This window comes from Inquilinus limosus (assembly GCF_002195995.1).
Lineage (GTDB): Bacteria > Pseudomonadota > Alphaproteobacteria > DSM-16000 > Inquilinaceae > Inquilinus > Inquilinus limosus_C.
Genome location: NZ_NHON01000003.1, coordinates 31,108 through 53,036, shown reverse-complemented (window position 1 = coordinate 53,036; position 21,929 = coordinate 31,108). Strand labels below are relative to the sequence as shown.

The 21,929-nt window shown below is 70.3% G+C and carries 21 protein-coding genes; 8 read left to right on the top strand and 13 right to left on the bottom strand.

The features are described 5' to 3' along the window. Positions 1 to 90 precede the first annotated feature (90 nt). Entirely contained in the window at positions 91 to 1,284 is a 1,194-nt protein-coding gene (locus tag BWR60_RS02715) for an MFS transporter (RefSeq protein WP_088149470.1), read from the bottom strand. Between the two features lie 46 nt (positions 1,285 to 1,330). Here BWR60_RS02715 and BWR60_RS02710 point away from each other — a divergent pair, with 46 nt between their 5' ends. Continuing rightward, positions 1,331 to 1,828, top strand: coding sequence for an Lrp/AsnC family transcriptional regulator (locus BWR60_RS02710; protein WP_230982928.1), 498 nt, complete (start codon positions 1,331 to 1,333; stop codon positions 1,826 to 1,828). Here the strand turns inward: BWR60_RS02710 and BWR60_RS02705 are convergent. Then, a complete protein-coding gene (locus BWR60_RS02705; protein ID WP_088149469.1) occupies positions 1,825 to 2,220 on the bottom strand; it encodes a winged helix-turn-helix transcriptional regulator in 396 nt (131 codons plus the stop codon). The two genes, BWR60_RS02710 and BWR60_RS02705, sit on opposite strands and share 4 nt — an antisense overlap. 98 nt (positions 2,221 to 2,318) lie before the next feature. On the opposite strand from BWR60_RS02705, the gene BWR60_RS02700 reads away from it, so the two are divergent. Continuing rightward, positions 2,319 to 3,260, top strand: coding sequence for a quinone oxidoreductase family protein (locus BWR60_RS02700; protein ID WP_088149468.1), 942 nt, complete (start codon positions 2,319 to 2,321; stop codon positions 3,258 to 3,260). A gap of 6 nt (positions 3,261 to 3,266) precedes the next feature. On the opposite strand, the gene BWR60_RS02695 is transcribed toward BWR60_RS02700, so the two are convergent. Further along, positions 3,267 to 3,842 (bottom strand): dihydrofolate reductase family protein, encoded by a 576-nt coding sequence (locus tag BWR60_RS02695; RefSeq protein ID WP_179221602.1) that lies wholly within the window; start codon positions 3,840 to 3,842, stop codon positions 3,267 to 3,269. A gap of 104 nt (positions 3,843 to 3,946) precedes the next feature. On the opposite strand from BWR60_RS02695, the gene BWR60_RS02690 reads away from it, so the two are divergent. After that, positions 3,947 to 4,441, top strand: a complete 495-nt coding sequence (locus tag BWR60_RS02690) for a winged helix-turn-helix transcriptional regulator (protein WP_088149466.1) — start codon at positions 3,947 to 3,949, stop codon at positions 4,439 to 4,441. An 85-nt stretch (positions 4,442 to 4,526) separates the two neighbouring features. Beyond that, positions 4,527 to 4,997: an SRPBCC family protein gene (locus tag BWR60_RS02685; RefSeq protein ID WP_088149465.1), complete on the top strand. Its 471-nt coding sequence runs from the start codon at positions 4,527 to 4,529 to the stop codon at positions 4,995 to 4,997. A 122-nt stretch (positions 4,998 to 5,119) separates the two neighbouring features. On the opposite strand, the gene BWR60_RS02680 is transcribed toward BWR60_RS02685, so the two are convergent. The 6 genes from BWR60_RS02680 to BWR60_RS02655 all read right to left on the bottom strand — a co-directional run bounded on the left by BWR60_RS02680 (position 5,120) and on the right by BWR60_RS02655 (position 10,962). Beyond that, positions 5,120 to 5,860: a GNAT family N-acetyltransferase gene (locus BWR60_RS02680; protein ID WP_088149464.1), complete on the bottom strand. Its 741-nt coding sequence runs from the start codon at positions 5,858 to 5,860 to the stop codon at positions 5,120 to 5,122. A 65-nt stretch (positions 5,861 to 5,925) separates the two neighbouring features. Then, positions 5,926 to 7,203 carry an ABC transporter substrate-binding protein gene (locus tag BWR60_RS02675; protein WP_088149463.1) on the bottom strand — a complete coding sequence of 426 codons (1,278 nt, stop codon included), beginning with the start codon at positions 7,201 to 7,203 and terminating at the stop codon, positions 5,926 to 5,928. 34 nt (positions 7,204 to 7,237) lie between these two features. Further along, complete coding sequence (locus BWR60_RS02670; protein ID WP_088149462.1) at positions 7,238 to 8,068, bottom strand: carbohydrate ABC transporter permease; 831 nt, start codon at positions 8,066 to 8,068, stop codon at positions 7,238 to 7,240. After that, entirely contained in the window at positions 8,065 to 8,991 is a 927-nt protein-coding gene (locus BWR60_RS02665; RefSeq protein WP_088149461.1) for a carbohydrate ABC transporter permease, read from the bottom strand. The genes BWR60_RS02670 and BWR60_RS02665 overlap by 4 nt, the downstream gene beginning before the upstream one ends. After that, positions 8,984 to 10,138 carry an ABC transporter ATP-binding protein gene (locus tag BWR60_RS02660; protein WP_088149460.1) on the bottom strand — a complete coding sequence of 385 codons (1,155 nt, stop codon included), beginning with the start codon at positions 10,136 to 10,138 and terminating at the stop codon, positions 8,984 to 8,986. Before BWR60_RS02660 ends, BWR60_RS02665 begins: the two co-directional genes overlap by 8 nt. Beyond that, positions 10,135 to 10,962: a metallophosphoesterase family protein gene (locus BWR60_RS02655; protein ID WP_088149459.1), complete on the bottom strand. Its 828-nt coding sequence runs from the start codon at positions 10,960 to 10,962 to the stop codon at positions 10,135 to 10,137. The genes BWR60_RS02660 and BWR60_RS02655 overlap by 4 nt, the downstream gene beginning before the upstream one ends. 286 nt (positions 10,963 to 11,248) lie before the next feature. Here BWR60_RS02655 and BWR60_RS02650 point away from each other — a divergent pair, with 286 nt between their 5' ends. Genes BWR60_RS02650 through BWR60_RS02640 form a run of 3 tightly spaced genes read left to right on the top strand, consistent with a single transcriptional unit; the run spans position 11,249 to position 15,050 of the window. Further along, on the top strand, positions 11,249 to 13,423 hold the full coding sequence (locus tag BWR60_RS02650; RefSeq protein ID WP_144445506.1) for an FUSC family protein: 2,175 nt from the start codon (positions 11,249 to 11,251) through the stop codon (positions 13,421 to 13,423). A gap of 59 nt (positions 13,424 to 13,482) precedes the next feature. Further along, on the top strand, positions 13,483 to 13,851 hold the full coding sequence (locus BWR60_RS02645; RefSeq protein ID WP_088149457.1) for a GFA family protein: 369 nt from the start codon (positions 13,483 to 13,485) through the stop codon (positions 13,849 to 13,851). Positions 13,852 to 13,877: 26 nt separating this feature from the next. Further along, positions 13,878 to 15,050, top strand: a complete 1,173-nt coding sequence (locus BWR60_RS02640) for an MFS transporter (RefSeq protein ID WP_088149456.1) — start codon at positions 13,878 to 13,880, stop codon at positions 15,048 to 15,050. Positions 15,051 to 15,054: 4 nt separating this feature from the next. On the opposite strand, the gene BWR60_RS02635 is transcribed toward BWR60_RS02640, so the two are convergent. Then, on the bottom strand, positions 15,055 to 15,438 hold the full coding sequence (locus BWR60_RS02635; RefSeq protein ID WP_088149455.1) for an ankyrin repeat domain-containing protein: 384 nt from the start codon (positions 15,436 to 15,438) through the stop codon (positions 15,055 to 15,057). A 12-nt stretch (positions 15,439 to 15,450) separates the two neighbouring features. Then, positions 15,451 to 16,893, bottom strand: a complete 1,443-nt coding sequence (locus BWR60_RS02630) for a DEAD/DEAH box helicase family protein (protein WP_088149454.1) — start codon at positions 16,891 to 16,893, stop codon at positions 15,451 to 15,453. A gap of 205 nt (positions 16,894 to 17,098) precedes the next feature. Here BWR60_RS02630 and BWR60_RS02625 point away from each other — a divergent pair, with 205 nt between their 5' ends. After that, positions 17,099 to 18,247: a porin gene (locus BWR60_RS02625; protein WP_179221601.1), complete on the top strand. Its 1,149-nt coding sequence runs from the start codon at positions 17,099 to 17,101 to the stop codon at positions 18,245 to 18,247. A 38-nt stretch (positions 18,248 to 18,285) separates the two neighbouring features. Here the strand turns inward: BWR60_RS02625 and BWR60_RS02620 are convergent, their stop codons facing one another. Then, positions 18,286 to 19,698 (bottom strand): Nramp family divalent metal transporter, encoded by a 1,413-nt coding sequence (locus BWR60_RS02620; protein ID WP_088149452.1) that lies wholly within the window; start codon positions 19,696 to 19,698, stop codon positions 18,286 to 18,288. 134 nt (positions 19,699 to 19,832) lie between these two features. Beyond that, positions 19,833 to 21,914, bottom strand: coding sequence for an ATP-dependent DNA helicase RecG (gene recG / locus BWR60_RS02615; RefSeq protein WP_088149451.1), 2,082 nt, complete (start codon positions 21,912 to 21,914; stop codon positions 19,833 to 19,835). Positions 21,915 to 21,929: the final 15 nt, after the last annotated feature.

Here is a 21,929-nt window from a genome sequence, read left to right as displayed (position 1 = left end):
GATGCGGCCCCGCTCAGCGCCAGACTGCATGTCCGGCCTTCCCAGGCTGTTCGGTCAATGTGTCAGTCGTGTTGCAGCCGGCGGGCAGGGTCAGGATGCCGCAGGGCCGGCGATGGGCCGCGGCCGCAGCGCCGTCGCGGCGACCAGGGCGGCGACAAGGCAAGCGGCGGCCGCTCCGATGGCCAGGGGCGGGAAGCCGGCGGCGGCATAGCCGATCCCCGCCAGGCCGGTGCCGGTGAGGGTGCCGAGATAGGTGACGGCGCTGTTCAGCCCCAGCACCGCGCCGCGCGCCTCGGGCTTGGCCCGGGACAGCAGCAGCACCAGGATGTTCAGCCCGAAATGGTTGGCGAAGCCCCACAGCCCGGTGAGCGCGGCGATCGCCACGAAGCTGTGCGTCGCCGGCAGCATCAGCGCGTAGATCGCGGCCACCGCCAGCAGCGCCAGCGGGAACAGCCGGCGCGGCCCGATGCGGTCGACCAGCCCGTCGCCCAGGCTGGCGGCGCCGAAGCCGATGCCGTAGGTCAGCACGATCAGCCCGGCCTGGCCGGCGCTGAGCCCGAGCCCGGCCCGCACATGGTCGCCGATGAAGGCATAGACGCCGTAGAAGGACGCCATGAAGGCAAGGCAGATCGCCAGCAGCGCAGGCACGCCGGGATAGGCGAGGGGGGCGACCAGCGCCCTGAGCCCCGGCCTCGCACGCCGATCGTGCGATAGCGGCGCCGGCAGCCGGGCAATGCCGAACAGCGCCAGCGCGGCCAGGCCGGCCAGCACCAGGAAGACGGCGCGCCAGCCCAGCGTCTCCGCCACCAGGGCGGCAACCGGTACGCCGGCGACCATGGAGATTGACCAGCCGGTCAGCACCCGGCCCAGCACACGGGATTCCCGGCCCGGCGGTGCGATGGTGGTGGCGAGGGTGTAGATCGAGGGCAGGATCACCCCGGCGCCCAGCCCGGCCAGCGCCTGGGCCGCCGCCAGCATCAGCCAGTGCATGGCGAAGGCGGAGAGCAGCGTCGCCGCCGCCAGCCCGACCATGCCGCCGAGCAGGGCGCGGCGCGGGCCGATGCGGTCGATCTGCGGTGCCAGCAGGAAGGCCGACAGCGCGGTGGCCCCGCCATAGGCGGCGATGGCGCGCGACACGGCGACCGGCGTGGCCGCCATCGCCGCGGCGACGTCGCCCAGGATCGGGCTCAGCACCAGCGAGTTCGAGCCGACCACGGCGATGCCGGCGGTCAGGATCACGGTCTGCAGCGATACGGCGCTCTGATCTTGATGGTGTTCGGGCATGAGACAATAATCGCCGAACCAGGTTCGGTCATGAAGGGCGATTCTCGTGGTCATCGAAAATACGAAAGCGGTTCGGCGCCGGCCCGCCGAGGCCCCCTCCGTCGACGCGGTCGACCGAAAGCTGTTAGGGCTGCTCGCGGCCGATGCGACGCTGAGCTATGCCGAGCTGGGCCGGGCCCTGAACCTGTCGCCGCCGGCGGTGCATGAGCGGGTGAAGCGGCTGAAGCGCGACGGTGTGATCAAGGCCACGGTCGCGGCGCTGGACGGGCGCAAGCTCGGCAAGGCGATCCTGGCCTTCATCCATGTCAACACCACCGGCTGGGGCAAGTCGCCGGAGATGCTCGACCTGGCGCAGCTGCCGGATGTGGAGGAGATCCACACCGTCACCGGCGACACCTGCGTCATGCTGAAGGTGCGGACCCAGGATGCCCAGGGGCTGGAGGACCTGCTGCGGGTGATATACGACATCCCCGGCGTCCAGGGCACGCGCAGCTACATCGTGCTCAGCTCGCATCTGGAGCGCGGGGCGCTGCCGGCGGACTAGGCTGCGGGCAACGCGGCCACGGGTTGCGCAGGGCGCAGGCGGCATTCCGCCAGGCGGTCCAGCTCGTCCAGCGCGGCGGCGTGGCGCTGGCCCCAATCGCACAGCGCGCGCAGCACCGGCTCCAGGCTCAGCCCGAGCGGCGTGGCCGAATAATCCACCCGCGGCGGCACCTGGCGGAAGATCTCGCGGTGCACCAGGCCGTGCTCCTCCATCTCGCGCAGCTGCTGGATCAGCACCTTCTGGCTGATCTCGGGCAGCGACCGCTTGAGCTGCGACAGCCGCCGCGGGCCCTCGAACAGGTGGTAGAGGATCACCGCCTTCCAGCGGCCGCCGACCACCTTGAAGGCGCGCTCCACCGGCAGCATTGGCAGCCGCTTGATCGTCTCGGCCATGGTCACCTTCTGGTCAGTATCGAACGAAAGGGTGTGTAGAGCCACCAAGCGGCATACTGGCAAAAGGCGCCTCACGCTGTCCAACGCCGGGTGAGGCCATGAAAACCGTCCAGTTCAGCCGCTTCGGCGGGCCCGAGGTGCTCGAGACGGTCGAGCGGCCGGCCCCGCAGCCCGGCCCCGGCGAGGTGCTGGTCCGGGTGCGGGCCGCGGGGGTGAACTATTTCGAGACGCTGATGCGCCGGAACCTCTACGCCGTGACACCCGAGCTGCCGATGGTGCCCGGCGTCGAGGTGGCACTGCTCGGCGCGCGGGTCGCGGTGCCGTTGTTCGCGATCGGACGCCCCACCGGTGGCTACGCCGAACATGTCGCCGTCGATGCCGCGTCGGTCGTGCCGGTGCCCGACGGCCTGTCCTTCGAGCAGGCCGTGGCGCTGCTGGTGCCGGGCTTGACGGCGCTGCATCTGGTGCAGCGTAGCCCGCCGCGCGGCCGGACGGTGCTGGTCACGGCGGCGGCCGGTGGCGTCGGGTCGATGCTGCTCCAACTGGCCCGGCGGGCCGGCGCCGAGCGGGTGATCGCCCTCGCGGGAGGGCCGGAGAAGCTGGAGGCGGCCCGCAGCCTCGGGGCCGACCTTGGCATCGACTATCGCGAGCCCAGCTGGGCCGCGCTGGTCCGCGATGCCACCGGCGGGCGGGGCGCTGACATCGTCCACGACACCGTCGGCGGCGCCGTGACCAAGGCCTGTCTCGACGCCCTGGCGCCGGCCGGCGAGCTGGTGTTCGCCGCGCTCGGCCGGTTCGAGCTCACGGCCGCGGAGCTGGAGGGGATGCTGTTCCGCAACCAGTCGCTGAAGGGCTTCGCCCTGCTGCCGCTGTTGACTCGCGAAGGGCTGCGGGCCGATCTGGCGGAACTGTTCGCCTTGGCCGCGGCCGGCACGCTGACGGTGACCGTAGGCGGTCGCTACCGCCTGGACCAGGCCGCCGAGGCGCACCGGGTGCTGGAGGAGCGCCGGAGCTTGGGCAAAGTCGTGCTCATCCCCTAGACGGGCTCAGCCGTGCTCGCGCCGGTAGTGCAGGATCACGGCACCGGTGTCGAGCGTCCGGTTTTCGATCAACTTCAGGTCGATGCGGTCGAAGCCCGGCGCGAACAGCCGCTGGCCGTCGCCGAACAGGGTCGGCGTCACCATCAGCCGGTACTCGTCGAACAGGTCGCGGGCGACGAAGCTCTGGGCGATGCCGGCGCCGCCGAACATGTACAGGTCGCCGTCGCCCTCCGCCTTCAGCCGTGCGACGGCGCCTTCCAGGTCATCGCGCACCACCGTGCCGTTCCAGCCGGGATCGCCGGCCAGCGTGGTCGAGAAGACGGTCTTGGGCAGCCGGTTCATCACCGCGGCCCAGGGAACGCCGGCGGCCGGGCTGTTCGGATCGGTCTCGGCCGGCTCCCAGAACCCCTTGTTGAACAGGAAATTGACCCGGCCGTAGAGCAGGTGGCCGGCCCGTTCCAGGGAGTAGCCGGACCAGTGCGTCGCCAGGTCGTCGGACCATTGCGGCGGCACGAACTCCCCCTTCGGCCCGGTGATGTAGCCGTCCAGGCTGATGAACATCGACAGGATGGCCTTGCGCATGGGTGTTGTCCTCCTGGTTTGCTGTTTATCTGATTGCATATAGCAACTAGTTGCTTCTTAGATTTTCCGCTTGCATATTGCAAGCGGAAAAGGAGCGACCCCGCATGAGCAGTGAACCGCGATCCGGCTGTCCGATCAATCTGACCCTCGAAGCCCTGGGCGACCGCTGGAGCCTGCTGGTGATCCGCGACATCATGTTCGGCGACCGGCGGCATTTCCGCGAGCTGTTGACACGGTCGGAGGAGGGCATCGCCTCCAACATCCTGGCCGACCGGCTGAAGCGGCTGACCGAGGGTGGGTTCCTGACGCGTACCGACGACGAGAGCCACAAGCAGAAGGCGATCTACAGCCTGACCGAGAAGTCGATCCAGCTGGTGCCGCTGCTGGCTCATATGGGCGCCTGGGGCCGCCGGCACATGCCGGTCACCCCCGACCTGGCGATCCGCGCCCAGCTGCTGGAGGAAGGCGGGCCGGCGCTGTGGGACGAGTTCATGGACGATCTGCGCAGCGCCCATCTCGGCCAGCCGCGCCGGCGCAGCGGGCCCACCGTGGCCGAAAGGCTGCGCGAGGCCTTCCTGGCGGTTCGCGCTGTCGGCTGATTTTTTTGAGGGGGCGTGTCGGAACCCTGGTCAGGGGGCCGTCCTTGGGGCATCGAACGCTTTACGCCGAACCAGGAGATCCCCCGTGACCGCCACCCCTGCCTCCGACCGCGAGCTCGTCCTGAGCCGCCTGATTGACGCGCCGCGCGAGAAGCTGTTCCGCGCCTGGACCGAGCCCGAGCTGATGAAGCAGTGGTTCACGCCGCGGCCCTGGACCACCCCGGTGATCGAGGTCGATCTGCGGCCGGGCGGCTCCAACCTGATCGTGATGCGCGGCCCGGACGGCACCGAGTTCCCGAACCGCGGCGTCTATCTCGAAGTGGTGAAGAACGAGCGCCTGGTCTTCACCGACGCCTACACCAAGGCCTGGGAGCCGTCGGAGAAGCCGTTCTTCACCGGCATCATCACCTTCGAGGACGAGGGCGGGAAGACCCGCTACACCGCCCGCGCGGTGCACTGGACCGTCGCCGACCGCGAAGCGCATGAGAAGATGGGCTTCCACGAAGGCTGGGGCATCTGCGCCGATCAGCTGGCGGAGCTGGCCGCGAAGATCTGACGAAGGCGAGCCTCAATAAAGGACGTCATTGCGAGCGCAGCGAAGCTATCCAGGGGCCATTGCGAACCGGCCCCTGGATGGATTCATCGGCTTCGCCTCCTCGCAATGACGGGTCTCGCAGGTCAGCCGGCGGCCGTGGCCTTGCTGCGGTAGTGGTAGCGGTACAGCTCGGTCCGGAAGCCGAGCGAGGCATAGAGCGCCTGGGCCGGCGCATTGTCGGCCACCACCTGCAGGCAGGCGCCGCCGGCGCCCTGGGTCAGGGCCCAATCCATCAGATGGCCGACGGTCAGAGCCCCGTAGCCGCGCTGGCGATGCTCGGGGTGGGTCTCGACGGATTCCAGCACCAGCAGCCGGTCGTGGACGACGCCATAGGCCTTCGCCACCACCTGGCCGTTAATGCGGCAGGCGGCGAAGGCCTTGGGCAGGACGATGCTGTCGACCATCGCGTTGAAGATCGGGTCGGCCGCAGTCGACCGCAAGGCGAGCCAGTCCTCGTCCGGTCGGCCCGACAGCACGATATGGGCGCAGTCCCGCGGCCGATGGTCGGCGAGGTCGGCCAGCAGCGTGGTGGTCTCGCCCTCGGCGGCGTAGCCCGCCCGCTCCAGCGGCCCGTCCATGCCTCCGGCGATCGACGGCACCCGGAAGCGGGAGGGCTGGCCGAGGCCGCGATAGATCCCCTCCGCCGCGGCGATGACACCGCTGGGATCCCGCGGGCCGCCGCGCAGCGGGTTCACCGAGTTGGTGCGTCGCGTGGTGCCGCCAGAGGCGCGCAGCAGCCAGCCGCCCAGCAGCACCTGCCGCGGCGACGGCCAGGCGTTCTGGCAGGCTTCCTCGACTCTCCAGGCGATATCGTCGGCGGACATGGCGCAGATCCCGGAAACGGAAAGGGCCGGACGGCTGTCCGGCCCTCTCTCTATGTAGCGACGATTCAGCGCCGCGGCAGCAGCTTCTGCACCTCGTCGGCGGCATCGGCCAGGGCCTCCTCCGGCGTCGCGCTCTGCTCCACCACCCGCGACAGGTTGTCGACGATGGTCTGGGTCACCTTCACGCCGTTGCTGCCGGGGAAGGCGTACCAGGGACGCATCTTCGGCATCTGCTCCAGCCCGGCGCGGAACAGCGGGTTCTTGGCGTAGAAGTCGCCGAGATACTCGGGCGACTTGGCCGCCAGCTCGTTGTTCGGGACGTAGCCGGTGCCCGGCACCACCATCGAGGCGCCGTAGGGGCCGGCGGCGAATTTGATGAACTCCCACGCCGCCTGCTGTTTGGCGGGGTCGCGGGTCAGCATCACCGCGGCGTTGCCGCCGGTCGGCAGCTGGCCCTTGGCCGGATCCAGCAGCGGGATCGGCGCGGTCCGCATCTCGAACTTGTCGCCGACATTCTTGATGGTGTTGCGCAGAGCGCCGGTGGTCTGGAACTCCAGCCCGACCTTGCCGGCGACGAAGGCCTGCTCGCCCGCCGATTTGGTGAAGACCGGCATGCCGCCCTCCTTCACCATGCGCTGGACCAGGGTGAAGGCGGCCAGGCCTTCCTGGCCGTCGAAGGCGACCTTCTTCTCATCGGCCGACAGCATGTCGCCGCCGGCGCCGAACAGCAGGGCGCTGAACATCCAGTCGTCGCCCTGCCAGCGGAAGTCGATACCGTCGACGCCGTCGCCCAGCGCCTTGATCTTGGCGCCCAGCGCCAGCACCTCGTCCCAGGTCTTGGGCGGGGTGTCCGGGTTGCCGCCGGCCTTCCGCACCAGGTCGGCGTTCAGATACATGATCGGGTTCGAGGTGGCGAAGGCCAGCCCGGCCTGCTGCCCGCCGAACTGGGCCAGGCCCAGGATGTGGTCGCTGAAGCCCTGCTCGGCCATATGGCCGTCCTTGTCGACGAAGGGCTTGAGGTCGACCGAGATGCCGCGCTCCGCCACCACCCGCAGGCGGTTCAGGCCGATGAAGGTGATGTCCGGCATCTCCGCCGTGCCGGCCTGGCGCAGGATCAGCTGCAGCCCGTCCTCATAGGTCGGCGAGGGGCTGGCGAACACGATCTTGATGTCCGGATGCTCGGACATGAACTTCTGCGAGATCGTGTCCATCACGTCCTTGAAGAAGCCCGGCATCGGGTAATGGACGGTCAGGGTGGTCTCGGCCAAGGCCGTGTTGCTCGCGGCGCCGGCCAGGCTCGCCGCCAGGGCCAGGCCCGCCAGCGCGGATCGGATCAGTTTCACGGATTGCCCCTCTGTAGGAAGAAACGCGACCGGGTCAGCCCTTCAGCCCGGTCAGGGTGATGCCTTCGATGAAGCGGCGCTGGGCGGCCAGGAAGGCGGCGACCAGCGGCAGGGTGACGATCACCGTCGCCGCCATCAGCGCGCCGTAGTCGTCCCCCGCCTCGGCGGCGCGGAAGAACAGCAGGCCCAGCGGCGGCGTCGCCATCTTCGTGTCGCTGACCACGATCAGTGGCCAGAACAGGTCGTTCCAATGGGCGACGACCGAGAAGATCGCGAAGGCGGTGATCGCCGGCCAGGCGTTCGGCACGATCACCCGCCAGACGATCCCCAGCTCCGACATCCCGTCCAGCCGCGCCGCGGCGATCAGGTCGTCCGGCATCGCCCGGAAGAACTGCAGGAACAGGAAGATGCCGAACACCGAGATGGTGAAGGGCGCCACCAGCGCGACATAGGTGTTCAGCGTGCCGGTGGCCGACAGCGCCACATAGATCGGCAGGGCGATGGCGTGGATCGGCACCAAGAGGCCCAGCATGATCATCGTGACCATGGCCCGGGAGCCACGGAAGCGCAGCTTGGCCATGGCATAGGCGCAGGGCACGGCGACCAGAACCTGCAGCACCAGGATCAGGCCGCAGACGATGACGCCGTTCAGCAGGATCTGCCCCATCGGCACCCGGGTCAGCGCCTTGGTGACGTTCTCGACCAGCGCCCAGCGCTGCGGCAGCAGCGACAGGGAGGAGGAGAAGATCTCGTCCTGCGGCTTCAGCGCGACCGACAGCATCCACAGATAGGGCGCGACGAAGGCCAGGGCGCCGAGCGACAGCAGCGCCAGGCGGACGAACCGGAGTGGGGACCAGGCGGTCATGCGTAGTGCACCCGGCGGTCGAGGACGCGGTACTGCAGCAGCATCAGCACCACCAGCACGGCCAGGAACACCACCGTCATCGCCGAGGCGTAGCCGACCCGGAGATAGACGAAGCCCTCCTGGTAGATGGTCCAGAGCAGGACTTCCGACGCCTTGTTCGGGCCGCCCTGGGTCAGGGTGCCGACGGTCTCGAACACCTTCACCGCATTGACCACGCTGATGGTGATCACGAACAGCGTCGTCGGCCCCAGCATCGGCCAGGTGACCAGCCGGAACCGCTCCCAGGCGCTGGCGGCGCCGTCGACCTCGGCGGCGGCGTACAGCTCGCGCGGGATCGCGGTCAGCCCGGCCAGGAACAGCACCATGTTGAAGCCGACCGACTGCCACACGCCGATCAGCGCCAGGCTCAGCAGCACGGTCTTGCTGTCGCCCAGCCAGTTCGGGCCGGGGAGGCCGAGCAGGCGCAGCATCTCGTTCACCGGGCCGATGCTGGGGTGCAGCAGGTACTGCCAGACCGTCGCCATGGCCACCAGCAGCGAGGCGACGGGCAGGAAGTAGATGGTGCGGAACAGCGCCCGGCCGCGCGTCTCCGCCTCGATCAGCAGCGCGACGCCCAGGCCCAGCACCACCGAGGCCGGGGTGACGATGGCGGTGTAGACCGCGGTGTTCTTCAGCGAGATCAGGAAGGTGCGGTCGCCCAGCAGCTCGGCGTAGTTGTCGAGGCCGATGAATTTGATGCCGTCATAGCCCAGCTCGTAGTCGGTCAGGCTGAAGCCCAGCACCGCCAGGGTCGGGGCCAGGATCAGCAGAGCCAGCAGCAGCACCGCCGGGGCGGACAGGCGCCAGGCGGCCAGGCCCTCCGCCCGTGCCGCGGCCCGGGCAGCCCGGCGGGCGGTGCCGTCGTCGAGGGCGAGATCAACCATGGGCGGCGATCCGCAGCGTCGCCGGCGCCACCGGCAGCCGGCCGCCCTCGGGGCCGAAGACCAGGACATCGGCCGCGTCCACCGCCAGCGTCACCGCGGCGCCCGGCGCCAGCTCGGCCGCCAGGGCCGGGGCGGTCTTGGCGACCAGCTCTGCCCCATCGGCCAGGGTCAGGAAGACCAGCAGCTCGGAGCCCAGGAACTCCAGCCGGCGCACGGTTGCCGCCAGGCCGGGCTGGCCCGGCATCAGGAACCGCAGCGCCTCCGGCCGTACGCCCAGCGTCACCGCGGTGCCGGGCGCGGCCTCGACCCCGTCGACCAGGATCCGGCCGCCGATGCGGGCGGCGCGCGCCTCGTCCAGCACCGCTTGCAGCAGGTTGATGCGCGGGCTGCCGATGAACTGCGCCACCTCGACATGGGCCGGGTCGGCATAGACCCGGGACGGCGTGTCCAGCTGCAGCAGCCTTCCGCCCATCATCACCGCCACCCGGTCGGCCATGCTCAGCGCCTCCGACTGGTCATGGGTGACGTAGAGGGTGGTGACGCCGGCGCGGCGGTGCAGCTCGACGATCTCGCCACGCGTGTGGACCCGGAGGTTCGCATCCAGGTTCGACAGCGGCTCGTCCATCAGGAAGGCGGCGGGCCGGCGCACAAGGGCGCGGGCCAGGGCCACGCGCTGGCGCTGGCCGCCGGACATCTGGCCGGGCTTGCGGTCCAGCAGATGGTCGATCCTCAGGCTGGCCGTGGTTTCGCGCACCGAGGTCTGGATCTCCGCGCGCAGGGCGCGCTGGCCGGGCATCAGGTTGCCGATGAAGGGCAGGCGCTGGGCCGTCGATAGCCGCCGCATCGCCAGCGGCACGGCGATGTTCTGGCCGGCGGTCAGATGCGGATACAGGGCGTAGGACTGGAACACCATGGCGATGTCGCGGGCCGCGGGCCGCAGCGCGGTGATGTCGCGGTCGCCCAGCTGCACTGTTCCGGTGTCGGCATGCTCCAGCCCGGCGGCGATGCGCAGCAGAGTGGTCTTGCCGCAGCCGGACGGGCCGACCAGGGCGATGAACTCGCCCGGCGCGGCCTCGATGGTCACGTCCTGCAGGATGCGGTTGCCGCCGAAGGCCTTGCTGACGCGGCGCAGCGCCAGCCCGGTCACGAGGTGGCCTCGGCCGGCTGGTGGCGCGGATAGACCTCGTGGATCACATCGTCGATCACGAAGGGCCGCAGCTCCGGCAGCGCGACGATCTCGCTCGACACCGTCTCGTCCAGCGTGTGGATCACGGCGCCGAGGATGCGGTCGCCCGGCATGTCGCGCTCCATCGGCCCGACGACGAAGCCGGAGGACGGGCCCCAGATGTAGCGGGTGCCGAGATGGGCGCCGGTCCAGGCGCGGTGCAGATGGCCGCTGGCGACCAGGGCCACGCCGTGCCGCTCGAACAGCTCCAGCAGGCGGCGGCGCTGCGCCGGGCGGATGCTCCAATAGCCGGTGTCGCCCTCGTCGGGCGTGTCGACGAAGATCGGCTTGTGGGTGAAGACGATGACGCCGCGGCCCTCGCAGGCCTCCAGCACGCCCTCAAGCCAGGCGAATTGCGCCGCCTCTTCCGCGTCGCCGCCGCCGATGACCTGGCTGTTCAGCCCGACCAGGCGCCAGCCCGGCTGGTCATGCACCCAGCGATCCGGCCCGATGATACGGCGCCAGCGCTCCAGCCGCTCCGCATTGGCCGGCTGGCGGGTGCCGGGCAGGTCGCCGACATCGTGGTTCCCGGGCACCGACAGCACCGGGAAGGGCAGGGCGCGCAGCAGCCCGGCGCAATGCTCCAGATCGGCCTCGACATCCGCGCCGTCGACGCTGAGGTCGCCGGTGTGGACCACCAGGTCCGGCCGGGCGGCCTGCAGCCACTCCGCCAGCGGCGCCCAGTTCGGCGCAAAATGGCTTTTGCCGGGACTGAGATGGGTATCGGTGATCTGGACCACCCGCACGGTCGGCTCCTTTGCTGCTGCCGATCGCCTCGCACGTCATGGCAAATCACCCGCGCATCGGCGGGCCGACGAGCGGCGGCAATCGGACGTGTCGAAAAAAGCGAGCTTCGGTGCCGCGGCCGGTATCCGGTTCCGCTGCGTCTCGCGGCGCGCGGATGATAGGGAGCGGGGATGACGGATCTGTTGCGGGCAGATGAAGAATCGATGTCCGCCGGGACGGGATCGACGGTCGACGCCGTGAAGCATCGGCGGGCATCATGCCCCGGGAGCGACTCGAAGAAGGCGAGTGGATGATCGTTCGGGCGGGGCGCGCGGCATGGCGGTGACGGCGGAGGCGCCGCGGCGGCGGTCCGCGCTCCTGATGGCGCTGGTGCAGTGGAACCGCGCGACCATCCCGTGGCCGGTGGCGCTGCGCAACGCGCTGGCCGTGGCGCTGCCGGTGATCCTCGGCGTGCTGTTCGGCCAGACCGATGTCGGCCTCGCGGTGGCCGGCGGCGCGCTCAATGTCGTCACGTCGGACGCGCCGGGGCCGCATGCGCTGCGCCTGCGCCGCATGCTGCTGATCTCGCTGGGCACCGGGTTGGCGGCCCTGGCCGGCTTCTCGCTCGGCACTCACTGGCTGCCCTTCCTGCCGGTGCTCGCCGTCTCGGCCTTCCTGCTGGCCATGCTGGTGGCGCTGGGCCCGGTGGCGATGCAGGGTGGCACCGCCATCCTGATCGTGCTGGTGGTGACGGCGGGCACGGCCGGCCACGGCTTCGACCCCTGGGCAGCTTCCGGCCTGTTCTTCGCCGGCGGCCTGCTGGCGACGCTGTTCTCCGTCGCCGCCTGGCCGCTGCGGATCTACCAGCCGGAGCGCGACGCGCTGGCCTCGGTCTACCGCATGCTGTCGGAGATCGCGCGGGCGATGCCGGAGGATACGGAGTTCATGCCGCTGGCGGATTCCCTGGGCGATGCGCAGCTGCTGCTGGCCCGCAGCGGTGCCGCCCGGATCCGCGGGGTGGAGGCGTTCCGGATCCTGCTGGGCCTGGCCGAACGCGTCCGGCTGGAGCTGCTGGCCCTGTCCGACCTGCGCGGGCAGGTCGGTGACTCGGCGCTGCCGGCGGTGATGCGCCAGGCGGCGGTGGTGCTGCGCGGCCTCGGCATGGCGCTGCGTCAGGGCCGGCCGATGGAGGGCGGGGCGGCGCTCAAGGGCTTCGAGGCCGCTCTGGCCGGCCTGCGCGAGGCCCGCCACGCGGCACAGGACCCGCTGCTGCGCTCCCGCCTGCACCTGGCCGAGGCGCGGGCGATCGGCCTGGCCGGCGCGCTGCGCGCGGCGATCCGCAACTCGGCCGAGGCCGGCGCCCGCGGCGACCTTCGGGCCACCGAGCGCGATGCGCTGCAGCCGGCGGCGCTGCGGCCCGGCGCGCCGCTGGCGACGCTGCGCGCCAACCTGTCGCTGTCCTCCGCCGCCTTCCGCCACGCGCTGCGCCTGACCGTCTGCGTGGTCGCGGCGGAGGCGCTGGGCCGCGCCATCGGCCTGCCGCAGTTCTACTGGATCGCGATGACCGTGGTGATCGTGCTGAAGCCGGATTTCGGCGGCACCGTCAGCTTCGGCCTGCTGCGCATGTTCGGCACCCTGGCCGGCCTCTTGGTAGCCACCGCCGTCGTCTATCTGGTGGCCGACCATCCGCTGGCCCAGGCGCTGCTGCTCGCACCGCTCTATTTCGGCTTCCGCTACCTGGTGCCGGTGCATTACGGCCTGGCGGTGTCGCTGCTGACCGCCGTGGTGGTGCTGCTGCTGGGCCTGGCCGGGCAGCCGGCCGGCCACACGCTGCTGGACCGCGGCCTCGCCACCGTGCTGGGCAGCCTGCTGGCGCTGGCCGCCTATCTGCTGTGGCCGACCTGGGAGCGGGGGCGGGAGCGGCCGGTGATCGGCGCCATGCTCGATGCCTACGCCGCCTATCTGGCGGCGCTGCTCGGCACCGACGCGAAAGTGCAGGCCGAGGCCCGCACGGCAGCCCGCGCCGCCCGGGTCAACGCCCAGGCCTCTGTCGAGCGGTTGCGGGTCGAGCCGGCGGATCCCGGCCAGCCGGCGCGGGCCGAGGCGATCTTCGCCAACGCCAACCGCATCCTGCGCGCCGGCATGGCGCTGGAAAGCGCGCTGCACGACCATGGCGCCGCGGCCCTGGCCAAGCATGCCGCGATCGGGGCGTTGGTCCACACCCTCACCGCCGCGCTGGGCGAGCTGGCCGCAGCCTTGCGCGAGCACCGGGCGTCGGCGATCCCGTCCGACCTGCCGGCGCGGCACCGGGCCCTGGCCGAGCTGGTCGACCCGGCAGCCCAGCCGGAGGCGGACCGGCCGGTGATCATGGCCCTGCTGGAGGCCACCGACCGGATGGTCGACGCCATCGAGGCCCTGGCCGGGGTGATCGATGCGAGTACGGCGGCTCCATCGCCGCAGGTGCGGCCGGTGGTGGCATAGCCCACCCGGACTCGGCCACACTGGCGGCGAAGACTCACGGGCAAGCAAGGGGGAGCGCCATGACGGTCAAGGGAAGCTGCCATTGCGGCGCGACGCGGTTCGAGGTGCCGGCGGCGCCGGAAACCGTGACGCGCTGTACCTGCTCCTTCTGTTCCAAGCGCGGTGCGCTGTGGGGCTATTACCCGGCCGCCGACTTCAGGCTGCTGACCGCGCGGGACCGGGTGTCGACCTATCAGTGGGGCAGCTACACCATCCATCATCACCACTGCGCCATCTGCGGCTGCGGCACCTATACCGAGACGCCGGACTTCAGCACCGGCCGGCCGGATTTCAGCAACCCCAAGGTCAGCATCAACGCCCGGCTGCTCGACGATTTCGACCTCGACGCGGTGCCGGTCCAGATGATCGACGGCAAGAATCTCTGGTAGCGGCGGCGGCACGGGGCAGACGCACCATGACGGGTCGGTCCACCATCTGGATCCTGGCAGTCGCCTGCGGCGTGGTGGTGGCCAACAACTACTACAACCAGCCGCTGCTGGTGGATTTCGCCGAGACCTTCCAGGCGACCCAGCGCGAGGCCGGCAGCGCCGCGATCGTGACCCAGGCCGGCTATGCCCTCGGCATGCTGCTGTTCGTGCCGCTCGGCGACATGATCGACCGGCGGCTGTTGATCGGCGCGCTGCTGCTGGCCTCGGCCGGCGCGCTGGCCGCCACCGCGCTGGCGCCAAGCCTGCCCTGGCTGATCATCGCCTGCTTCGCCGTCGGCTTCACCAGCGTGGTGCCGCAGGTGACCGTGCCTTTCGCCGCGCATCTGGCGCCGCCGCAGGAACGCGGCCGTGCCGTCGGCACCGTCCTGGGGGCGTTGCTGTGCGGCATCCTGCTGTCGCGCACCGTCGCCGGCTTCGTCGGCGCCCATTGGGGCTGGCGCGCGATGTTCTGGATCGCCGCCGGGGTGATGATCGTGCTGCTGCTGGTGCTATCCATCCTGCTGCCGAAGGACCAGCCGTCCTTCGATGGCCGCTACGGCACGCTGATGGCCTCGCTCGGCCGGCTGGTCCGCGAGCAGCCGGTGCTGCGCGAGACATCGATGATCGGCGCGCTGCAGTTCGGCGCGTTCACCGCCTGCTGGACCACGCTGGCCTTCCATCTCGACGCCATGCCGGCGCATTACGGCAGCGACGTCGCCGGCCTGTTCGGCGTCATCGGCCTGGTGGCGATGGTGGTGGTGCCCGCGGTCGGCCGGCTGGCGGACAAGGGCAGCCCGCAGCGGACCGTGCTGCTCAGCAGCATCGCGGTGCTGGTCACATATGGTCTGCTGGCGGTCATCGGCGGGTCGATCTGGGGGCTGATCGCGGGGTTCATCCTGCTGGATGTCGCCGTCCAGTCCGGCCATGTGTCGAACATGACCCGTAATGTCGGCCTGAAGGCGGATGCGATGAGCCGGCTGAACACCGTCTACATGGTGTCCCGCTTCATCGGCGGGGCGGTGGGCTCGACCCTGGGGAACCTGGCCTGGAGCCTGTGGCAATGGCCCGGCGTCTGCGCCGTCGGGCTGCTGCTGTCGGCGCTGGCCATCGCGGTGCAGCTCCGCCCGCGCGCCTCCTCGGTGAAGCCGACCCTGCCGTGACGCCTCACCGGCGCCGGGCTGGGCTGCCGCCTTCCAGCAGCCGGACCAGGCGCCCATGCTGGCGGGCCCGGGCGGCATCCAGCGGCGACCCTCCGAACTCGTTCGTCCGGTTCGGGTCGGCGCCGCGCTCCAGCAGCAGCTTCGTGGCCTCGAACCGGTTCTGCATCACGGCCTCGTGCAGCGGCGTGTTGCCGAGCTCGCCCGACGCGTTCACATCGGCGCCGTCCTCCAGCAGCGCCGCGATCTCGTCGGTCCGGCCGCGGCTCGCAGCGACGTGGATCGGCATCTCGCCGAAGACCCCGACCTGGTTCACATCGGAGAGGTCGATGCCGGAAAACGCCGGCAGATCCTCGTCCTTGTAGCGTCTCAGCACGTCGTCTGCGTTCATCGTCGTCTCGTTTCAGGCGGCATCGCGCTGCAGGGCCGCGGTCTCGACCACGGCGGCGATGGCGTCGAGCATGGCGGTGTCGTCGCCGGCCATGCCCTCCATCGACGCCATGCGGGCGATCACCGTGGCGGCCACCGTCTCCTCCACCGTGCCCTCGGCATAGGTGTAATAGATCACCGCGCGCTCCCCGTCGCGATGGCAGCGCCCCTCGATCTGCTGCAGCTGGATGGCGCTGTGGCGCATGTCGTGCACCACCAGCGACCGGTCGCGCTCGCCGCCCGGCAGCTCGCCGCGATGCAGCGAGATCGATTCCGTCACCGTGAACAGCACCGCGTCCAGCTGCCCGGTCTGGAAGGCGATGCGGACCGCCTCGTTGGTGTCGCCGGTCTGCGTGCCGTTGATCTCGCCGACCGGCCAGCCGCGGCCGCGCAGCGTCTCGGCCAGCATGGCGCTGGTCTCGAGAAAGGCGACGGAGACCGCCACCTGCTGCCTGTTCGTCAGCAGGTCCTCGCAGAAATCGGCGGTGCCGGCGATGCGCAGCAGGCTGGCCTTCTGGCGGAAGCGCAGGTCGGCGGCCCAGCCGGTGGCGCGGCGGGTGCTGCCGCCCGCCAGGCCCAGCTCGCGCCGGAACTCGCGCCAGGTGGCCTCGTAGAGCCGGCGGGATGGGGCGTCCAGCGCGGTCGGCGCCAGCTCGCGCTGCACCTCGGGCCAGCCGGCGATGTCCTCGGGCCGGCGGCGCAGGCCGATCGCCCCGGAACCCTTGTAGAGGAGGTTGGCCATCACCCGGCGGTCCTCCGGGTTCGGCTCCCAGCTCCAGTTCTTCCAGCGGCCCTTGGGGCGGCCGATGCGCAGCCGCTTCATCAGGGCGCGGAACCCGTCGAGGTCGCCGGTGCCGCCGGCCGCCTCGGCCAGCAGCCGGCCGAGATAGGACAGCTCGTGCGGCGCCTGGCCGGCCGTGGCGCTCATATAGATGGTGAAGGCGGCGGCCGCGGCCATCTGCCGGCAGACCAGCCCCTGCTGCGAGTTCGGGTTGCGGATGCGGTGGGCCTCGTCGATCACCACGAGCGGCCAGGTCCGCTTCGGCGTGCCGTGCTTCGCCAGCTCATTGTTCTTCGCGCGGGTCGACCGCTTGGTGCTGACCGGCGGCGGCGCCAGCAGTGACTTGGTCTTCTCGAAATTGATCAGCGTCACCCGCTTCGCCGCGGTGCCGGACCGGGCGATGGTCCGGCGCCATTGCGGCACGGCGCCCTTCGGGCAGATCACCAGCACCTCGTCCTCGGGCATCGCGGCGATGGCCAGCCAGGCGGACAGGGTCTTGCCCAGACCCGTCAGGTCACCCAGCAGGAAGCCGGGGCGTCCCGCCGACCGGGCGGCGAGAATGGCGTCGCGCGCCGCGACCTGGTGCGGCCGTGGAATGAAGTCAGGGCCGTCGCCGAGCGGGTCGAAGCGTTCCATCACCCCTTCCTGGGCTGATCGCCGGTATCGCGCAAGGTTGTCGGGATCGCGAGCGATCCCGGATGCCGCTGGCCCGGGCTGTTGCAGATTTGCACTAAATAATATGACTTATTTGTTACTGCCTTGTTTTCACTTGGTTTTGGGTGTTGCCGGCGGCAAGTTCCCCGCGAATTCCCGAAACGATCGCTTGCGATCAGAGGTTCCTATGAAGAAGCGCTTACTCTGCGGGGCCGCGCTGGCGGCTGCCCTGGCGACGGGCGCCGCCCATGCGGCGGACGCGAACGTGACCTCGGGCCTGCAGCTCAAGCTCTCGGGCCGCATCGGCTTCCTGGCCGGCGTCCTGTTCAACGACAATCGCAGCCAGGACATCGACCGCGACTATGATTTCGAGAGCGGCGCGCGGCTGCAGTTCGACGTCAAGAACGTCACCGATTCGGGCCTGGAATACGGCGGCCGCATCCGCTTCAACAATGTCGACCGGAAGAACAACGTCACCGTCGACCGCACCTATGTCTATGTGAAGGGCGGCTTCGGTACGTTCACCTTCGGCGATGCGCCCTATATCGCCGAGGACTTCCTGGTCTATGCGCACCAGACGCTGGGCACGAATTTCGGCATCGACAGCGACTGGGCCGACGCATTCCGCAGCCCGGGCACCTGGATCGGCGGCAGCGACGCGTTCTTTGCCGTGGCGCCCTATCAGCAGTTCGGCGGGCTGAACTCGAAGGACACCAAGGTCAAGTACACCTCGCCGAGCCTTGCCGGCTTCTCGGTCGGCGTCGACTTCACGCCGGTCGTCGGCGGCAACGGCCATGCCGGCAATGGCGGCCGCAACGACCTGATCAACGACACCAGCACCATCTACGAGAACGTCATCGGCGGCGGCATCGACTACCGCCAGACCTTCGACGGCACCCAGGTCCGGTTCTCCGGCATGGCCTATAACGGCAACGGCGTCGGCACCAACCACGACCTCGAGGCCTATTACCTGGCCGGCCAGATCGGCCTCGCCAACGGCATCTGGGCCAGCGCCAGCTGGACCCATTTCTCCAGCACGTTCCGGGCGGACAAGGCGGTCGACTCGATCGTCGGCGACGTGTCCTACACCACCGGTCCGTGGCTGGCCTCGGTCGGCTACGCCTATACGGCGGCGGAGCGGAACAGCAACCTGAACTCGACCTTCACCGATGGCCAGGACCTCAAGGCCAGCCACAACGTGATCTGGTCGCTGGTCTACAACCTGGCGCCGGGCCTCGATGTGTTCAGCGAGCTCCGCTACGAGAAGGACGAGTTCCGCCAGGGCTCGGACTTCGAGACCTCTTCGCTCAGCGTCGGCACCATCCTGAACTTCTGATCCGGACCGGGGCGCGGTTCGCCGCGCCCCGGCCGTCCTCAGGCCAGCTTGATCCCCAGCACGTTGGCGCCGGTGTAGAGGCCCAGCAGCACGATGGCGATGCTGCTGACCACCAGCAGGGCGTTGAACGCCGTCCCGCCATAGAGGTCGGGATCGGTCTCGGACCGTCGCAGGTACCAGACCGCCACCACCGCGGCCAGCAGGAAGATGCCGGTCGCGACGCCGCCGATCTGGATCATCAGCACCGGCGACTGCACGGTCATGTAGGCCAGACCCCAGACGATCGGCAGCGCCACGGTAAAGATGCGGATCCAGCGGGTCCGCTGCCGGGTGTCGTGCCAGTCCACCGCGCCGATGACGGCGAGCAGGTTGACATACATCCGCGCCCAGCTCGGGATCGAGGCCCACAGGGTCGAGCCCAGCACCGCGATCGCGCCGATCAGGAACAGCACCCCCGCCCATTCGCCCAGCGTGTCGGTGTACATGCGGGAGACGGTGGTGATCATCTCGTTGCCGGCCGGCACCAGCCCCTGCCGGTTCAGCACCGCGGCGCCCATGATGTAGAAGGCGATGGTCGAGAAGGTGTAGATGCACCAGGACAGGAAGGCGTCCTTGTACATCACGCTGATCCAGCCCCGCGCACGGCGCTTCCAGGCCTCGCTGCCGTCATTCGGGCCGACCGACCGGGCATAGCCCTTCTCGACGCACCAATAGGTGTAGAAGGTCAGCTCGTCGGCGCCGACGCCGGTGATGCCGAACATGGCGATGGCCGCGCCCACGGCCCCCGCCGGGATGGTGAGGGCCAGCCCGGCCGCCAGGTCGCCGGCGGCATAGGGGTATGGGGTGAAGGGCAAGCCCAGCGCGATCACCACCGTGACGAAGGAGAACACCACGACCAGCAGCACGGCGCCACGCTCGATCAGGTTGTAGTTGTTGGAATAGAGCAGGGCGATCGAGACGCAGGCCAGCAGCGCGGTCCAGATCCCCAGCGACGTGGTGCCGAGCGGGTCGCCGCCCAGCGGCAGCAGGATCGAGAAGGCCAGGGCTGTGCCGCCCATCACGCCGCCGACCTGCAGGATCTTCGACAGCGCCATGACCGCCCAGAGCAGGTTCACCCAGCCGAGGCGCCCGACGGCCGGCGGCACCTTGTTGTAGCCGGTCAGGGCCGGCTGGCCGGTGGAGATGGTCCAGCGCGCCAGCTCGACCTGCACGGCCACCTTCACGAAGGTCGAGAAGATCACCATCCACAGCAGGGCGAAGCCGACCTGGGCGCCGAGCGTGGTGGTGGCGATCAGCTCGCCGGACCCGACGATCGAGGCCGACAGGATCAGCCCGGGCCCGAGATGCCTCAGGCTGCCGGCCCAGCCCGTGGGCGGCTCCCGCACGCCTTCGGGCGTGAGGTGATAGGGATCGTCGATGTCTGCGGTTCGCCCCTGGGCGATATCGGTCATGGCGGTTTCCCCTTCTCGGCTCGGCGCACCTCGCCCGATCGTCGTCGGGCTTGCGGATGCGTCCGGTTGCGAAGGGTATCGTCCGACATTTCGGCGCGGACGACGAGCCCAAACCGCACGAGACTCTGGGACGGCTATCCTGCTCGCAGGTATTTCGCGCTGCTGTCGTGCTCGAACAGGTACAGCAGGGTGCGCAGCGCCTGGCCGCGCGGCCCCTCCAGCTCCGGATCCTTGTTCAGGATCAGGGCGACATCGTCCTTGGCCACGGCCAGCAGGTCGCCCTGGGAGTCGATGTCGGCGACGCGGAACTCCGGCAGGCCGCTCTGCCGCGTGCCCAGCACCTCGCCGGCGCCGCGCAGGCGCAGATCCTCCTCGGCGATGCGGAACCCGTCCTCGGTCTCGCGGATCGTCGCCAGGCGCTGCCGCGCCGTCTCCGAAAGGGGCGGCGAGTACAGCAGGATGCAGCGCGACGCGGCGTCGCCGCGCCCGACCCGGCCGCGCAGCTGGTGCAGCTGGGCCAGGCCGAAGCGCTCGGCATGCTCGATCACCATCACCGTCGCCGACGGCACGTTGACGCCGACCTCGATCACCGTGGTGGCGATCAAGAGGTCAATGCCGCCCTCGGCGAAGCCGGCCATCACCGCGTCCTTCTCCGCCGGCTTCATCTTGCCGTGCACCAGCCCGACCTTCTCGCCGAACATGCGGCGCAGGTCGTCGAAGCGGTCGGTCGCGGCGGCCAGGTCGCTGGTCTCGGATTCCTCGACCAGCGGGCACACCCAATAGGCCTTGCCGCCGCCGGCGAGATGGCGGCCGATCCCGGCCACGACCTCGTCGATCCGCTCGGCCGAGACGGCGCGGGTGTCGACCGGGGTGCGCCCCGGCGGCTTCTCGGTCAGCTTCGACACCTCCATGTCGCCATAGGCGGTCAGCTGCAGCGTCCGCGGGATCGGCGTCGCGGTCATCACCAGCACGTCGACGCCTTCGCCCTTGGCCGACAGCTGCAGCCGCTGGTGCACGCCGAAGCGATGCTGCTCGTCGATCACGGCCACCGCCAGGTCGGCGAACTCGACGCTTTCCTGGAACAGCGCATGGGTGCCGACGGCGATGCGGATCGACCCGTCGGCCAGGCCGGCCAGCGTTTCCTTGCGCGCCTTGCCCTTGTCGCGACCGGTCAGCAGCCCGGGCTCCAGCCCGACCGGCTGCAGCAGGGCCGCCAGCGTCTCGCGGTGCTGCCGGGCCAGGATCTCGGTCGGGGCCAGCAGCGCCGCCTGGCGGCCATCCTCCACCGCCGCCAGCATGGCCAGCAGGGCCACCACGGTCTTGCCGCTGCCGACATCGCCCTGCAGCAGCCGCAGCATCCGGTTCGGCGCCGCCATGTCGGCATAGATCTCGGCCAGGGCCAGGCGCTGTGCGTTGGTCAGGGCGAAGGGCAGGGCGGCTTCGACCTGCTGCCGCAGCGACCCGTCGCCGGTGGTCGGCCGGCCGGGGCGCTGGCGCGTGGAGCGGCGGAACAGCGCCAGCGCCAGCTGGTTGGCCAGCAACTCGTCATAGGCCAGGCGCTGCCGCGCCGGCGCGTCGGGCAGCAGGTCGGCCCCGTCCTCGGGCGCATGGGCCCGGCGCAGCGACTCCTGCCAGCCCGCCCAGCCGCGGCGCTGCAGCCAGGCGGCGTCCTGCCATTCCGGCAGCTCCGGGGCACGGGCGACGGCATCGGCGATCACCTTGGCCAGGGTGCGCGGCTGCAGGCCCGCGGTCAGCGGATAGATCGGCTCGACGATGGCGATCTCCTCGCGCTCCTCCAGCGTGCCGACCCGGTCCGGATGCGGCATCTGCAGCCCGCCCTGGAACTGCTCGATCCGGCCGGACACGATCCGGGTCTGGCCGATCGGGAAGGTGGTCTGCAGCCAGTCGGGCCGGGCGTGGAAGAAGACCAGGTCGATCGTGCCGGTCGGGTCGGAGGCGCGGACCCGGTGCGGCGCGCGGGCGGAGGAGCCGCGGATATGGCCGTCGATCTGCAGCGTCAGGGTGACGATGCCGCCGGGCCGGGCGTCGCGCAGGTTGACCAGCTTGCGCCGGTCGACCACGCCGCTCGGCAGGTGCCACAGCAGGTCCAGCGCCTTCGGCCCGGCCAGCCTTTCGACCAGCCGGGCGGTCTTCGGGCCGATGCCGTGCAGCGATTCGATGGCAGCAAAGAGCGGGAAGAGGATTTGCGGACGCAAGGCTCGGGTCTATAT

What these genes read in the sequence shown, in the direction of transcription:
- BWR60_RS02715 (WP_088149470.1), bottom strand. Translation starts at nt 1,284, where the DNA reads ATGCCCGAACACCATCAAGATCAGAGCGCCGTATCGCTGCAGACCGTG.
- BWR60_RS02705 (WP_088149469.1), bottom strand. Translation starts at nt 2,220, where the DNA reads ATGGCCGAGACGATCAAGCGGCTGCCAATGCTGCCGGTGGAGCGCGCC.
- BWR60_RS02700 (WP_088149468.1), top strand. Translation starts at nt 2,319, where the DNA reads ATGAAAACCGTCCAGTTCAGCCGCTTCGGCGGGCCCGAGGTGCTCGAG.
- BWR60_RS02695 (WP_179221602.1), bottom strand. Translation starts at nt 3,842, where the DNA reads ATGCGCAAGGCCATCCTGTCGATGTTCATCAGCCTGGACGGCTACATC.
- BWR60_RS02690 (WP_088149466.1), top strand. Translation starts at nt 3,947, where the DNA reads ATGAGCAGTGAACCGCGATCCGGCTGTCCGATCAATCTGACCCTCGAA.
- BWR60_RS02680 (WP_088149464.1), bottom strand. Translation starts at nt 5,860, where the DNA reads ATGTCCGCCGACGATATCGCCTGGAGAGTCGAGGAAGCCTGCCAGAAC.
- BWR60_RS02670 (WP_088149462.1), bottom strand. Translation starts at nt 8,068, where the DNA reads ATGACCGCCTGGTCCCCACTCCGGTTCGTCCGCCTGGCGCTGCTGTCG.
- BWR60_RS02665 (WP_088149461.1), bottom strand. Translation starts at nt 8,991, where the DNA reads ATGGTTGATCTCGCCCTCGACGACGGCACCGCCCGCCGGGCTGCCCGG.
- BWR60_RS02645 (WP_088149457.1), top strand. Translation starts at nt 13,483, where the DNA reads ATGACGGTCAAGGGAAGCTGCCATTGCGGCGCGACGCGGTTCGAGGTG.
- BWR60_RS02640 (WP_088149456.1), top strand. Translation starts at nt 13,878, where the DNA reads ATGACGGGTCGGTCCACCATCTGGATCCTGGCAGTCGCCTGCGGCGTG.
- BWR60_RS02635 (WP_088149455.1), bottom strand. Translation starts at nt 15,438, where the DNA reads ATGAACGCAGACGACGTGCTGAGACGCTACAAGGACGAGGATCTGCCG.
- BWR60_RS02630 (WP_088149454.1), bottom strand. Translation starts at nt 16,893, where the DNA reads ATGGAACGCTTCGACCCGCTCGGCGACGGCCCTGACTTCATTCCACGG.
- BWR60_RS02625 (WP_179221601.1), top strand. Translation starts at nt 17,099, where the DNA reads ATGAAGAAGCGCTTACTCTGCGGGGCCGCGCTGGCGGCTGCCCTGGCG.
- BWR60_RS02620 (WP_088149452.1), bottom strand. Translation starts at nt 19,698, where the DNA reads ATGACCGATATCGCCCAGGGGCGAACCGCAGACATCGACGATCCCTAT.